Source organism: Gymnodinialimonas sp. JB5-7, assembly GCF_055693405.1.
In genome coordinates this window covers 746937-760002 of record NZ_JBVFUX010000004.1, presented here as the reverse complement: position 1 = coordinate 760002, position 13066 = coordinate 746937, and the positions used below count along the sequence as shown (strand labels likewise).

At 61.9% G+C, this 13066-nt stretch carries 14 protein-coding genes; 9 read left to right on the top strand and 5 right to left on the bottom strand.

The window, feature by feature from the left end:
- Positions 1-26: 26 nt before the first annotated feature.
- Both ACZ1HK_RS04670 and ACZ1HK_RS04665 read left to right on the top strand, forming a co-directional pair.
- Positions 27-518, top strand: coding sequence for a CHASE2 domain-containing protein (locus ACZ1HK_RS04670; protein ID WP_472627675.1), 492 nt, complete (start codon positions 27-29; stop codon positions 516-518).
- Positions 437-2221 (top strand): CHASE2 domain-containing protein, encoded by a 1785-nt coding sequence (locus tag ACZ1HK_RS04665; protein ID WP_472627884.1) that lies wholly within the window; start codon positions 437-439, stop codon positions 2219-2221. The genes ACZ1HK_RS04670 and ACZ1HK_RS04665 overlap by 82 nt, the downstream gene beginning before the upstream one ends.
- A 10-nt stretch (positions 2222-2231) precedes the next feature.
- Here ACZ1HK_RS04665 and ACZ1HK_RS04660 read toward each other — a convergent pair whose 3' ends face one another.
- The 4 genes from ACZ1HK_RS04660 to ACZ1HK_RS04645 form a co-directional block, all read right to left on the bottom strand.
- Positions 2232-3029 carry a FecR family protein gene (locus tag ACZ1HK_RS04660; protein WP_472627674.1) on the bottom strand — a complete coding sequence of 266 codons (798 nt, stop codon included), beginning with the start codon at positions 3027-3029 and terminating at the stop codon, positions 2232-2234.
- Positions 3030-3032: 3 nt separating this feature from the next.
- A complete protein-coding gene (locus tag ACZ1HK_RS04655; RefSeq protein ID WP_472627673.1) occupies positions 3033-3917 on the bottom strand; it encodes a hypothetical protein in 885 nt (294 codons plus the stop codon).
- On the bottom strand, positions 3880-4245 hold the full coding sequence (locus ACZ1HK_RS04650; RefSeq protein WP_472627672.1) for a tetratricopeptide repeat protein: 366 nt from the start codon (positions 4243-4245) through the stop codon (positions 3880-3882). The genes ACZ1HK_RS04655 and ACZ1HK_RS04650 overlap by 38 nt, the downstream gene beginning before the upstream one ends.
- A 188-nt stretch (positions 4246-4433) precedes the next feature.
- Positions 4434-5252 (bottom strand): sulfotransferase family protein, encoded by an 819-nt coding sequence (locus ACZ1HK_RS04645; RefSeq protein WP_472627671.1) that lies wholly within the window; start codon positions 5250-5252, stop codon positions 4434-4436.
- 140 nt (positions 5253-5392) lie between these two features.
- Between ACZ1HK_RS04645 and ACZ1HK_RS04640 the strand changes: the two genes are divergently transcribed.
- The 4 genes from ACZ1HK_RS04640 to ACZ1HK_RS04625 all read left to right on the top strand — a co-directional run bounded on the left by ACZ1HK_RS04640 (position 5393) and on the right by ACZ1HK_RS04625 (position 8452).
- Positions 5393-6970 (top strand): DUF5928 domain-containing protein, encoded by a 1578-nt coding sequence (locus tag ACZ1HK_RS04640; protein ID WP_472627670.1) that lies wholly within the window; start codon positions 5393-5395, stop codon positions 6968-6970.
- Positions 6971-6979: 9 nt separating this feature from the next.
- Entirely contained in the window at positions 6980-7363 is a 384-nt protein-coding gene (locus tag ACZ1HK_RS04635) for a histidine triad nucleotide-binding protein (RefSeq protein WP_472627669.1), read from the top strand.
- A 226-nt stretch (positions 7364-7589) separates the two neighbouring features.
- A complete protein-coding gene (locus ACZ1HK_RS04630; RefSeq protein WP_472627668.1) occupies positions 7590-7772 on the top strand; it encodes a zinc-finger domain-containing protein in 183 nt (60 codons plus the stop codon).
- The gene (locus ACZ1HK_RS04625; RefSeq protein WP_472627667.1) at positions 7769-8452 is read left to right on the top strand and encodes a DUF2459 domain-containing protein; all 684 of its coding nucleotides are present in this window, start codon (positions 7769-7771) and stop codon (positions 8450-8452) included. The genes ACZ1HK_RS04630 and ACZ1HK_RS04625 overlap by 4 nt, the downstream gene beginning before the upstream one ends.
- Here the strand turns inward: ACZ1HK_RS04625 and ACZ1HK_RS04620 are convergent.
- A complete protein-coding gene (locus ACZ1HK_RS04620; protein ID WP_472627666.1) occupies positions 8445-8747 on the bottom strand; it encodes a hypothetical protein in 303 nt (100 codons plus the stop codon). The two genes, ACZ1HK_RS04625 and ACZ1HK_RS04620, sit on opposite strands and share 8 nt — an antisense overlap.
- Before the next feature lie 177 nt (positions 8748-8924).
- Here ACZ1HK_RS04620 and polA point away from each other — a divergent pair, with 177 nt between their 5' ends.
- From polA to ACZ1HK_RS04605, 3 genes are all read left to right on the top strand, one after another.
- On the top strand, positions 8925-11708 hold the full coding sequence (gene polA, locus ACZ1HK_RS04615) for a DNA polymerase I (RefSeq protein ID WP_472627665.1): 2784 nt from the start codon (positions 8925-8927) through the stop codon (positions 11706-11708).
- Between the two features lie 49 nt (positions 11709-11757).
- Positions 11758-12042 carry a hypothetical protein gene (locus tag ACZ1HK_RS04610; protein ID WP_472627664.1) on the top strand — a complete coding sequence of 95 codons (285 nt, stop codon included), beginning with the start codon at positions 11758-11760 and terminating at the stop codon, positions 12040-12042.
- A gap of 174 nt (positions 12043-12216) precedes the next feature.
- The gene (locus ACZ1HK_RS04605; RefSeq protein ID WP_472627663.1) at positions 12217-12996 is read left to right on the top strand and encodes an MmcQ/YjbR family DNA-binding protein; all 780 of its coding nucleotides are present in this window, start codon (positions 12217-12219) and stop codon (positions 12994-12996) included.
- Positions 12997-13066: the final 70 nt, after the last annotated feature.

The window sequence follows — 13066 nt, the reverse complement described above, 5'->3', positions numbered from 1 at the left end:
CTGCTCTGCCAAGTCAGGACCGCGTCATGAGGCGGCTGACCTTTGCACTTGGCCTGATCGTCACGCTTGTCATGGTGTTGCTGACGGCCTTTCCCCCTCCGATCCTCGATCGAGCGCGCGATGCGGTCTTTGACGGCTATCAACGGACAGAACCGCGCGTGTACGACCCCGACGCCCCGGTTCACATCATCGATATTGATGAGGCCGCGCTGGACGCCTACGGGCAATGGCCCTGGCCGCGATCCTATCTGGCGGAATTGACGGATCGGCTCTTTGACCATGGGGCGGCAGCCGTCGGTTTTGACGTCCTGTTTCCCGAACCTGACAGAACCTCCCCCGATCTGATCGCCGATTCCTGGGTTCGGTTTTCCGATCAGGTCCCCCCGCCTTGCCCGATCTGGGGTTGGAGCCGCACGATGCCCGCTTTGCCGCGTCCATGCAGGGGCGCGCCGTGGTTCTGGCCATGGCCGGCGGGTTGGAGGGGGCGCCCGCTGAACCGCTGGCAGGCTTCGCCGTGACCGGTGAAGTCCCCAACACGCTGACCCGCTATCCGGCGGCAATCGGCAACCTGCCGGAACTCACCTCTGCCGCGTCAGGCTTGGGCACAATCAGCCTCGGGCGCAATGCCGACGGGATCACGCGCACGGTTCCCATGGTGTCGGACTTTGGCGGCGTTCTCGTGCCGTCACTGTCGGCGGAACTGCTCCGCGTCGCCCAAGGGGCAGGGGGGCATGTGCTGAAGACCTCCCAGGCCTCGGGTGAGGTTTCCGGCGGCACGGTCGCCGCAACCGCCATGCAGACCGGCGTGCTCAGCTTCCCGCTGGAAGCCGATGGGCGCTTTCGCATCTATTTCGCCGGCTATCAGCCGGACCGTGTCACACCGGTTGGCGACGTGCTGGAGGCCGACGGCCTCGACCCCACGCTTCAGGCCCGGCTGTCTGGCCGGATCGTTCTTGTCGGCTCTTCCGCGCAAGGGCTGTTCGACATCCGCACCACGCCGCTTGATGGGCAGATCGCGGGCGTCACGCTTCATGCGGAGATCATCGAACAGGTCATCGCGCAGGAGTTTCTGACCCGCCCCGACTGGATGCGCGGGTTGGAGATCTTGATCGTCGCGCTTGCGGGTCTGATCCTGACGATATTCAACCGGTTGGAGCGACCGGTGATCGGCTTGGCGGCGGCACTCTCGTTCGGGGGCGGCTCGGTCGCGGGCGGTCTGCTGGCGTTCATGCAATGGGGTTTGCTCTTCAACCCGCTCATGGCTGTGCTGACCACGGTGCTTGTCTACCTTCCCGGCACCACGTTGGGCTATCTCGCCAAGGAACGCGCGCGTCGCTCGATCCGCGAACGCTTCGCACGCTTCCTGCCCCCGCCGCTTATCGCCGAGATTGAGAAGAACCCCGCCGCCGCGCTGACGCCTGAAGGGGCTGAGCGGGACCTGACCGTGATCTTTGTGGACATGCGCGGGTTCTCGACCGTGACGGAAGGTATGCCGCCCGACCGCGTCGTGACGCTTGTGAACACGTTCCTGAGTTCCGTGGCCGAGGCCCTGGTGGACCACGGGGCCACCATCGACAAGTTCATGGGCGACGCCGTGATGGCCTTCTGGAACGCACCGATCATGCGCGATGATCACGCCGCCGCTGCCCTTGGCGCCCTGAACGCGGTGAATGAGGCGGCGGAGCAGGCCAATTTCTACCTGACCTCGCAGAACCTGCCGCGCATCAACCTTGGCGTGGGTGTGAATACGGGGCCGGCATCTGTCGGGCTGATGGGCTCCCGCGACCGGCTGTCCTACACCTGTATCGGGGACAGCGTGACGCTCGCCGCGCGGCTGGAGGGGCTGACCCGCATCTACGGCACGCGCAATTGCGTGGGCCCCGCAACCGTCGCGGCCTGCCCGGATCATCTGATTGCCGTGGGCCTCGATCTGATTGCCGTGAAGGGCTTTGCAAATGCGGTTGAAGTCTCGACCGTTCTGCCCCGCATGAGCGATGGGGCAAAGGAATTTGCCTCCGCCATGGAGGAGGCCCGCGCGGCCTATGTGGCGCGCGATTGGGCGGGGGCGGAGGCCGGATTTGGCCGGGTCGCCCGGCTGAACGCGCCGTTCTGCAACACGGCCCTTCTGGCGCAACTGTATCTGGATCGGATCAGTGAATACAGAAAAACGCCCCCGCCCGAGGATTGGGCAGGGGCGTTTGTTGCAACGTCAAAGCGTTAGCCGTTCGAAGTCAGAAGCAGGCGCTCGGGTTGGTCGCGCAGGGGTCAGGATCAACCGGCGTCAGCCACTCAATCAGATCATCAAAGGTGAAATCATCATCGAAGATGTCGGGATCGAACTCCTCGCCCGTGGTCGAAACAGGGCCGCGATCCGACGGGTTCGGATTGCCCACGCCAGTGCCCAGACCATTGCCGCCGCCGCCGCGCGGGACGCCGTCGATCAGTTCCAGCACGCGGGCCAGGAAGGTCGGGTTGATCCGGCCCACATAGCCGTCCTCCGTTAGCACGCCGCCCCGGCGGCTGGTGCAAAACTGCTGTCCGCCCTGATTGGTCAGGCACAGACGCTCGCCCGCCAGGAAGATCGTGATCGTCTCCCCCCGCGCCCGGATGATCAGGGCTGAGGAGCCCCGGATACCAATGGTCGCGGTGGGCGTGGCAACCGTCGCTTCCTGCTGCCGGCTCAGACTGCCACCGATGAAACGCAACGCGCCTTCGGTCATTTGCAGACCCATCTGGCCCGATCCGTTCGGGTTAAAGACGAACTGATCCAGCACAATCGTTGTGTTGGGCGCCAGCGACAGGGTTGTCTGGTCGATGAACAGGATCTGTCCCCGGCCCGACGCGGAGGAGGCGATGCGTTCATCCTGCACAACGCCAGTGCCAAGGCTCAGCGCGCGGGTGCCGCCACCGGGTGGCGTACCGCGCAGTGTCGGCTCGGAACTGGCGACGGTGCCGATATTCTGTGCCGCTACGGGCAATGCAAGGGCGAGGGTCGTAACAGTGGAAATCAGGAAATTTCTGAAAGACATGGTTTAAAACTCCCAACCGATTTGCACGGAGAAGACGTTTTCTTCGGTAGTGGTGTTGGTCGTAAAAAAGGTCGTCGTCATGTTGTCCTGCATGACGTGCTCCCATGCGGTTTCAACGTAAATATCGTCATAAACAAAGGCTCGGACAAAGGCGCCGACGCTCTGCTCTTCAATCTCGGTCATTGTGAACGAGTTCTCGCGGTCGATCTGCTCAAGCTCGACAAAGCCGCCTGCAACCCACCGGTTTGGCAGGACATTGAAATTCGGGTTGAAGGCATGTTGTGCGCTCAGCCGAACTCCTGCGATCTCGGTCGTGAAGGGGTTCAAGACGTCGATCTCATTCTGCTCCTCGACCCAGGCCGACAGGCGGAACCGTGTGTCGCGCGACGGTCTATAGGTCAGCCCGAGGGAGGCTTCGTGGAATTCGAAGTCGATCCCCATCGTGTCCGTTGCTGTGGCGCGCCCGTATTGCAGATCGCCATAGGCGGTGAACCGTTCGTTGATCGGGTTCTGGTAGGCCGCACCGACGGCGACCGATGTGTAGCTCACCATCAGGGTCGGATCACGGTCGAACCATTCCAACTCGATATATGGCTGCAGGCGCGGGCCATAGGCATCACCCGAGATGCGGAATTCGGGCCCCGTGCGCAGCCGCGCGCTTTGGCGCGCATTCAGGCTGCCATCGTCGGGCTGGTAATTGGTGTAGGCAAATTCCGTGACCCACATCGTCACGTTCGCACCACCCAGATCGAAGCGATAATCGAGGTTGGCGTTAAAGAAGGTGCCGGTGTCGCCGCTTTCCTGCGGGAAGGCGAGGCCGGCCTCGATGCGGCCGTCCAACTCGGTCCCATCACCGCGTTCGGTGCTTTCTTCCTGGTAGCGGGCCACGCGTGCCGACCTGATCGGGGCTCAGCGCCCCCGAGGCCTGCGCCGCCGCCAAATGATAATCCGCAACCGCATAAGAGCCGAGCGCGAAATACGCGATGGCAAGCTCCACCCGGGCGGCGGTGTTGTTCGGTTCAAGATCGATCAACCGCTCCAGCGTCGCAGCAGCCCCTTCAAAATCGCGCATTTGCACGGAAAGCTGCGCATATTGCTGCATCAGGCTGCGGTTCGACGGATCGGCCAGCATCTGCTGGAAAACCGCGTCACGTTGCGCGCCCAATTCGGCGTTTTGCGCAACAAGGGGCGTCGTGAAAAGGGTAAGTGCGGCCACAGATGCCAGAAGGGGGCCGTAAAGGGGCGCGAAACATTTGCAAAGCCTCGGCTAAAATTAGGTTTTTGAACGCCGTCAGGCTAAACTGCGGTTGGCGCCCGTTCAACAAAGGCGGCACCCATGGGCGCCGCACTCACAAAATAATGCGTCTTTGTAGCAACGGTTAAGCGGTGCGGCAACGGGCGGGTTCAGTCGCCCAGCTTTGCGTGCACCTCGTCCAGGTCAATCTCACCGATGGGCATCTTGTTGCCCGGATTTTCAAAGTCGTATTTGAACAGCTCGAAATCGCGCTTGTAGATCTCATAGACCAGATGCATCGACAGATCGTCGAAATAGTCTTCGACCGGGTGTGCGCGCTTGGGCCCGTGCCCCTCAGACTCGTTGAACCGCGGCACATCCTTCAGCTTGATCGGATTGGCATTTTCTGTTGCATCCAAAACGCCTTGCATGCCGTCGTTAAAGCTCTCCGTCCAGAAAATCCGGTCGTACTTTCCGCCGTTCACAATGAACGTCGAGACATGGCCGGACATCGCTGACCAGTGAATGTCGGGGTCCATCGGGCGCCGCCACCGAATGGTGTCGCGTGCAAATAACAGGAACCGGCGGAAGCTGGCGATCTGGTCAAACTCCCCCTTGCCGTCTTCGCCACCAACCTCGATTCCGTATTTCTGGATCAAAAGCGGCACCAGATTGCCGCGATACCGGCGCCCGTTGCGCTGGATCCCGCAGATTTTATCAAAAAAGGACGACAGGATGCGCGTATAGGGGTTGCGCACGCAGGTGAACGCGAAACTCTTGTTCGCTTTCACATTCTCGCTGATCAACGGCTGGCTCTCATCAAAGGCCCATTTGTGCATCCCGCCCTTGGCATCGTGGATGTCACCGTCGAAAAATTCACCGTTATCAGTGTAATACATGATCTGGCCGATCGTCGAGCAGGCGCATTTGGGCACCACGCGGTACACCATGCTTTCGCTCGTCGTCATCCAGGTGCCTGGGAAACCCATCTGCTCGTCACCTTTACCTGTGCCCGGTTCACCTGCCGGGTCTTAACATGGGTAATTTACAAAGAATTGGTGTCGCATCAACGCACATTATTTATTAAGAGTGGGATAATAAGCCTCAGAAAAGGGCAAATGTTTCGAGCATGGCAAAAATCGCCTTCATTCTCCTGTGCCACAAGGATGCCCCGAGCATCATTCAACAGGCTGAGCGTCTGACGGCGACAGGCGATTATGTGTCGATCCATTTTGATGCACGCGCAAAGGCGACGGACTTCGCGGCCATCACCGACGCCCTCAAGGATAATGCAGGCGTGACCTTCGCCACCAAGCGCATCAAGTGCGGCTGGGGGGAATGGTCTCTCTGTCAGGCCACGCTCCATGCGGTTGAGGCGGCGGTTGAGGCGTTCCCGAAAGCCACACACTTCTACATGCTCTCGGGCGATTGTGCCTCTGTCAAATCGGCGGCCTATGCGCACAAGTTCCTGGATGCGCGCGACATCGACTATGTCGAAAGCTTCGATTTCTTCAATTCCGACTGGATCAAGACCGGCTTCAAGGGCGAACGGCTGTTCTATCGCCACTGGTTCAACGAACGCCAAAACAAGAAGCTGTTCTATGCCTCGTTCAACCTGCAACGCCGCCTTCGAATGGAACGCAAGATCCCCGAAGACATCCAGGTGATGATCGGCAGCCAATGGTGGTGCCTGCGCCGCCAAACGATCGAGGCGATCCTCGAGTTCTGCAAACAACGCCTCGACGTTGTCCGCTTCTTCAAGACAACCTGGATCCCGGACGAGACATTCTTTCAGACCCTCGTGCGCCACCTTGTCCCCGCGCGCGAGATTGAAAGCCGCACGCTGACCTTCAAGATGTTCAGCGATTACGGCATGCCTGTGACCTTCTACAATGACCAGTATGACCTGCTGATCAGTCAGGATTACCTGTTCGCCCGAAAGATCTCACCCGAGGCGACCTTGCTGAAAGAACGGCTCGGCGCGCTGTGGAATTCCGACCGCAAGGACTTCGCGACCTCACAAGAAGGGCCAAAGCTGCACGCCTTCCTGACTGGGCGAGGGCGTGTCGGCAAACGCTTTGGAACGCGGTTCTGGGAACGGGAAAGCACCTTGGGGGCGGACCGCGACCTCTACATGCTGGTGTGCAAGAAATGGCATGTCGCCAAGCGGTTGCTCAAAGCCTCGGCCGAAAAGCTGGACGTGAAGGGGATCGAGTATCTCTTTGATGAGGCCGGATGCCGGGTTCCCCATTTGGGCGGCATCGAACGCACGCTCGAAAAGCGCAACCGCCACCGCCGCGCCCTGATGCGGATGCTGTTCGACTATTACGGCACCGAACAACTCATCATCTGCCTCGATCCCGCGAACCTCGACCTGATGCGCGATTTCATGTCCGATCGTGCCAATGCCCGCATTCTTGAGCTTCAGTGCCATTTCGACGACCAATACCTCGTCGGCCACGCCCACCGCGTGGGCCTTGCGACAGAGGATACGCCGGGCGAGGTGATCCAGCGCATGCTGCCGACCTTGCGCCACGAATTCCTCGATGAGCAGACCGCGATCCGGGAAGAGGAGTTCAAGCAGCACTGGCGCTTGAAAGAAGGCAAAACCCCTGAGGAAAACGGCACCGTTCTTGCGGAATTCTTCGGGATCGACCACGACAGGGGCCGAGAGCTGGCCGAAACCCAGCACCTGTTTGCCGACTAAGAGGACGCGATGGCTTACCAATACGACGATCAGAACATCTTTGCGAAAATCCTGCGCGGCGAAATCCCCAATCAGACCGTGGCCGAAACGGACCATACGCTGGCCTTCTCGGACATCTACCCTCAAGCGCCTGTGCATGTGCTGGTGATCCCGAAAGGGCCATATGTCTGCTTCGATCATTTCGCAGCTGAGGCCTCGGACGCCGAGATTGCCGATTTTCACCGGGTCGCGGCGCAGATCTGCGCCGATCTGGGGGTCGCGCCGGGCGCAGGTGGCATGGGCTATCGCACGATCTCAAATGCCGGAGAGCATCCGGTGCAAGAGGTGCCGCACTACCACATGCATATCCTGGGCGGCCGCCCCCTTGGCCGCATGCTGCAAAAGGCCAATTGAGCGCACCGTCTTCTGGCAAAAGGCGCGCCTGCGGCGCAAGACGTTCCCCTCGCGTCGGCGCTTGCGCGCCTTTGGCTCAGCAAGGGGGCGCTGCCCCCCGTCCTGCGGACTCCCCGGCATGTTCAAGGAACAAAGAGGGGCGCGGCAACCGGCCCCCCTTGGACCCTTGCCCGGATTTCGGCAAGGTGCGATAGACCGGTCAGCGCAGATGTAAGGACGATCCGAGATGAGCATTGACGCCCCCGAAACCGAAGTTGTGGATCAATGGCGCGTCGCCTGTGATGGCGGCGAAGGCGCCTTGGGCCATCCCCGCGTCTGGCTGTCGCTGAGCCGCGTCACCGGAGAGGTGGAGTGTGGCTATTGTGACAAGAAATACGTGCACCGGGATTTCGCCGCGACATCCGAGTGATTGGTCGCAGCTTACGCCTGTTTGGCCGCCTCCTTGGGGCGGCTTTTCTGTGTCTGGTCCTGTATCTCGGAGCCGCTGCAATCGGCGGGCTGGTTCCGGGCCGCACCGCCGATCTACCCCTCGATCTGCCCCCGGGCGATGAGGTTGAAATCGGCCTTCTTTTCGGGCCGATCCACGTGGATTTCCTGCTGCCTGCCACGCCGCGCACCCGCACGGCGCTTGAATTTGCAGGCGATGCCGGTGTGCCGGTGTCCGATCCGGGCGTGGCGCACTTTATCGTCGGCTGGGGCGCGCGGGATTTCTACACCACCGCCGGCACCTACGCCGACATCACGCCCCGCGCCACGCTGCGCGCTGTCACCGGTGACGCCTCGGTTCTGCGGGTTGATGTTGTCGGGCCAATCGACCCGTCCGCCGACTATCCGCGCCTGCGCCTGTCGCAAGCGCAGTACGACGCGCTGCTGAATGCCATCATGGCGAGCGTCGATGGCGAACCGATCCTTGATGCAGGCTTCACTCCCACAGACGGGTTTCATGAGGCAAAGGACCGGTTCCACATTCTGCGCACCTGCAACACATGGGTTGGCCGGGTGCTGCGTCGCGCGGGCGTCCCGGTCGGCGCATGGACGCCCACACCCTACAGCCTGCGCCTGTCGCTTTGGCGCGGGGGCCTCAGTTGAGCGTGACGCTATGTGCGCCGCATGTCAGCTCCGCCGCGCCGGTTGTCTGCGCGAAGTAGGCGGCGAGGTCTGCGCCCGACCAGGCGTTGATCGGCAGGCCAGCGATCGTCTGGCCCGCGCCGACCGCGACATTGGTCTCCGAGTCCTTGAACGTGTAGGTCACGATCCCCGTCATCCCATCCTCGCAGGTAAAATTCGCGAGGTTTTCGATATTGCTCCAGACCCCGGTGCATGTCGTGCCGGACGACAATTCGCCCTGCAAGACGCCCTGATCCCAACCAATCACCTGGCCCACCAGCAACAAATCGTCTCCGATACAGGCGACAGCATGGACTCAAGAAGTGTTTGACCCCTCGACGACGACGCAGGACTCATCAAGTTGCATCTGTGCCGCAGCGCCGTGGGCAAAAATCGCGGTCGCAGCCGCAAGCAGGGCAGGGTAGAACGGTCGACAAACAGGGAGGGTGCGCAAATGGCATTCGGAAAAGGGCATCATCTTCACCTCGTGGATGGATCGGCGTTCATCTTCCGCGCCTACCATGCGCTTCCGCCACTCACCCGTAAATCCGATGGCCTCCCAATCGGCGCGGTGAGCGGATTTTGCAACCTGCTGTGGAAGATGATCAACGACACCCGCGATGCGCCGACCCACGTGGCGGTGGTGTTCGACAAGGGGTCCCACACGTTCCGCAACGACCTCTATGACCAATACAAAGCCAACCGCGAGGCGATGCCCGAAGATCTGCGCCCGCAGATTCCGCTGACCCGCGAAGCGACCCGCGCCTTCAACCTCGCCTGTATCGAGTTGGAGGGGTTCGAAGCCGACGATATCATCGCCACCTTTGCCCGGCAGGCGCGTGAGGCCGGGGGCAGTTGCACCATCATCTCCTCCGACAAGGACCTGATGCAGTTGGTGGGCGACGGCGTGGATATGCTGGACCCGATGAAGAACACCGTGATCGACCGCGAGGGGGTGGAGGCCAAGTTTGGCGTCGGGCCCGAGCGTGTGGTGGATGTGCAGGCGCTCGCCGGCGACAGCGTCGATAACGTGCCGGGGGCGCCGGGCATCGGCGTGAAGACCGCCGCGCTCCTGATCAACGAATATGGCGACCTGGACACGCTGCTGGAGCGTGCGGAAGAGATCAAGCAACCCAAACGCCGCCAGACCCTCATCGACAATGCCGACCAGATCCGCCTCAGCCGCCAGCTTGTACTGCTAGACGATCAGGTCAGCCTTGAGGAGACGCTGGACGATCTCGACGTCCGCGCGCCGGAGGCTGATAAGCTGCTGGCATTCCTTGCAGAAATGGAATTCCGCACGCTTACGACGCGCGTCGCCACGCAATTGGGCGCCGAGGCCCCCGTCATTGCGGAGCCTGAGCCCGAGGCCGCGCCTGACGCCCCCGAAATGCCGGACATCAAGGACGCCACCTACGACACCGTGCGCGACTTGGCCACGTTACAGCAATGGATCGACCGCGCCACCGCGCGGGGCGAGGTGGCCTTCGACACGGAAACCACCTCCCTCAACGAAATGGCCGCCGAACTGGTCGGCGTGTCTCTCTGCATCGAGCCCGGCCATGCCTGCTACATCCCGCTGCAACATCGCGGCGGCGGTGATGACCTCTTTGCTGATACCTCGCTGGCCGAAGGCCAGATCCCCCTCGACGACGCGCTCAACATCCTCAAACCGCTGCTCGAAGACCCCGCCGTCCTCAAGATCGCCCAGAACGCGAAATACGATGTGAAGGTCCTCGCCCGCTACGGCATCGAGGTGAACCCAATCGACGACACCATGCTGCTCAGCTACGCGCTCCACGGCGGCCTCCACGGCCACGGCATGGATGCGCTCAGCGAACGCTACCTCTCCCATAAACCCATTCCGATCAAGGAGTTAATCGGCTCCGGAAAGTCGGCAATCACCTTCGATCAGGTGGAAATCGACAAGGCTTCGCCCTACGCCGCCGAAGATGCCGACCTCACGCTCCGCTTCCACAAACTCTTCAAACCGCGCCTGCATCGGGCGCAGGTCACGAAGGTCTACGAATGCCTCGAACGCCCCATGGTCCCCGTCCTCACCCGCATGGAACGCTCCGGCATCAAGGTCGACCGCGATGTGCTGTCCCGTATGTCCAACGCCTTTGCGCAGAAAATGGCGGGGCTGGAGGCCGAGATTCACGAACTGGCGGGCGAGGCTTTCAACGTCGGCTCCCCCGCCCAACTCGGTGAAATCCTCTTTGATAAGATGGGCTTAGAAGGCGGCAAAAAGGGCAAGACCGGCAAATACTCCACGGGTGCGGATATCCTCGAAGATCTCGCCACTGAACACGAACTCCCCGCCCGCGTCCTCGACTGGCGGCAGCTGTCGAAACTCAAATCCACCTACACCGACGCGCTTCAGGAACACATTAACCCCGAAACGGGCCGCGTCCACACGTCCTACTCCATCGCGGGCGCCAACACTGGCCGTCTCGCCTCCACCGATCCGAACCTGCAAAACATCCCCGTGCGCACCGAAGAAGGCCGCCGCATCCGCGAGGCCTTCGTCGCTGAACCCGGCAAGGTGCTGGTTTCGCTCGACTATTCCCAGATCGAATTGCGCATACTCGCCCATATTGCGGGCATCGATGCCCTCAAGGAGGCCTTCCGCGACGGCCAGGACATCCACGCCGCCACCGCGTCCGAGATGTTCAACGTCCCCCTCGATGAGATGACTCCAGACGTCCGCCGACAGGCCAAGGCGATCAACTTCGGCGTGATCTACGGCATCTCCGGCTTCGGCCTCGCCCGCAATCTGCGCATCCCCCGGGCCGAAGCGCAGGGCTTCATCGACCGCTACTTTGAGCGTTTCCCCGGCATCCGCACCTACATGGACGACACCAAGAAATTCGCCAAGGATCACCTCTACGTCCAAACCCTGTTTGGCCGCAAAATCCATACGCCTGAGATCAATGCCAAAGGCCCCGGCGCGGGTTTCGCAGGCCGCGCCGCGATCAACGCGCCGATCCAGGGCACCGCCGCCGACGTGATCCGCCGCGCCATGATCCGCATGGACGACGCCATCGCCGACCTGCCCGCAAGGATGCTGCTCCAGGTCCACGACGAGTTGATCTTCGAGGTCGAGGAAGACGCCGCCGACCGCCTGATCGACCGCGCCCGCGACATCATGCAGGGGGCCTGCGACCCGGCGGTGCGGCTCGACGTGCCGCTTGTTGTGGATGCAGGGCAGGGCGCGAACTGGGCCGAGGCGCATTGACAGGTCGTCCCGCACCGCTCACCGTGGAGTTCAAACTCGGGAGGCGTGCATGAAAATTCCGTCCAAGATTCTGGCGGCACTCGGTTTTTTCACTATTGGCTTTCTCGCGCTGTCGCCGCTTGGCGCAGGGTTGGGTGAAGGGCGCTGGCGTTGCCGTGACCTTGGGCGGCGCAGGGCTTATCGCGTGGGTCGCTGTGATCGCACCGACCGGGCGGCGCGCGTGGGGCAGGGGTTTTCTGTTGAACGGCCTCGTCTTTCCTCCGCTTTGCCGCTGCTCGTCCTGCCACTCATTGGTTCGGCTTATCACGGAAACAGTTGCTTCCGCCGAAGTTGAAGGCCTCGCAAGTTCTGGCGGCCGCAGAATTTCGGGGCTGGACTTGGCGCAGCTGCGTTTTTCGGTGCCGCATCCTTCAGTTGGCCTTATCTTGGGAGTGATCTTCGTCATTGTCGGTTTGGTCATGGTCTTGCGGTGGTCGGCGTGAAGTGATCGTTGTTGAACGCTGAAGAATTGACTACCCCCATCCACACCTGGCCCGACCTCCGCGCCTTCGCCCTCTCCCTCGACCTGCCCAAGGTCGAAGACGCCGTCTCCTGGGGCAATCCCACCCTCAAGGCCCACGGCAAACTCTGGTGCTGGTGGTCGCCTTATGTCGACGCCGCGATCTTCAAAGGCTCCGTTGAGGAACGTGAGATGCTGCGCGAGGCCGACCCCGAGACCTTCCTCCACCACGACCACTACGCCAAGCACGGGTTGATCCTTGTGGCTGCGGGCCGGATCGAGCGTGACTGGGCCGAGGCCCGCCTGCGCCGAACGTGGCGGGATATGGCGCCCAAACGCTGGCTCGCCAAGATACGACGCGGGGCAGTCCTGATGCCGCAATGGCTCTACATCCTGCGCGGGTGCGTCTTCACCTACCTCATCGCCTCGCTCGGCTTCGGCGTGATCGCGTTGTTCGATGGCCCGGTTCAAGGGGCCGAGGTCTTTGGCCTCGCCCTCATCTTCGGCGGTATAATCGCCCTTCCATTCGCCATCGTCGCGCTGATCATCTGGGCCGTGCTGGCCGGCCTGCGTAAGCGTGTCTCCGTTCTGCAAGCTGCAGCGATCAGCGCCGGCGTCTTCTTCTTGCCCGGCGTGTTTCTGGCGCTGGCCGAAGGCGGCCTTTACGCGGTGCTCTCGGCTGTGATCCTGATGCCTTTGCTCGGCGCCGCATTCGGCGCGCTCTTCTGGGTCGGGGCGTTCGGCCTGCAACGAGAGGTCCAATTCGCTTTTCGGGAGCCCGCCCCATGAAACCCGTTCAAATGAACGCAATTTCCGCAAAAACTCCGTTCATCTGGACGCATACCCGCTCACCTGAACG

Coding starts and splice junctions, on each gene's coding strand:
- ACZ1HK_RS04670 (WP_472627675.1), top strand. CDS start 27: ATGAGGCGGCTGACCTTTGCACTTGGCCTGATCGTCACGCTTGTCATG.
- ACZ1HK_RS04665 (WP_472627884.1), top strand. CDS start 437: ATGCAGGGGCGCGCCGTGGTTCTGGCCATGGCCGGCGGGTTGGAGGGG.
- ACZ1HK_RS04660 (WP_472627674.1), bottom strand. CDS start 3,029: ATGTCTTTCAGAAATTTCCTGATTTCCACTGTTACGACCCTCGCCCTT.
- ACZ1HK_RS04645 (WP_472627671.1), bottom strand. CDS start 5,252: ATGGGTTTCCCAGGCACCTGGATGACGACGAGCGAAAGCATGGTGTAC.
- ACZ1HK_RS04640 (WP_472627670.1), top strand. CDS start 5,393: ATGGCAAAAATCGCCTTCATTCTCCTGTGCCACAAGGATGCCCCGAGC.
- ACZ1HK_RS04635 (WP_472627669.1), top strand. CDS start 6,980: ATGGCTTACCAATACGACGATCAGAACATCTTTGCGAAAATCCTGCGC.
- ACZ1HK_RS04630 (WP_472627668.1), top strand. CDS start 7,590: ATGAGCATTGACGCCCCCGAAACCGAAGTTGTGGATCAATGGCGCGTC.
- polA (WP_472627665.1), top strand. CDS start 8,925: ATGGCATTCGGAAAAGGGCATCATCTTCACCTCGTGGATGGATCGGCG.
- ACZ1HK_RS04610 (WP_472627664.1), top strand. CDS start 11,758: ATGAAAATTCCGTCCAAGATTCTGGCGGCACTCGGTTTTTTCACTATT.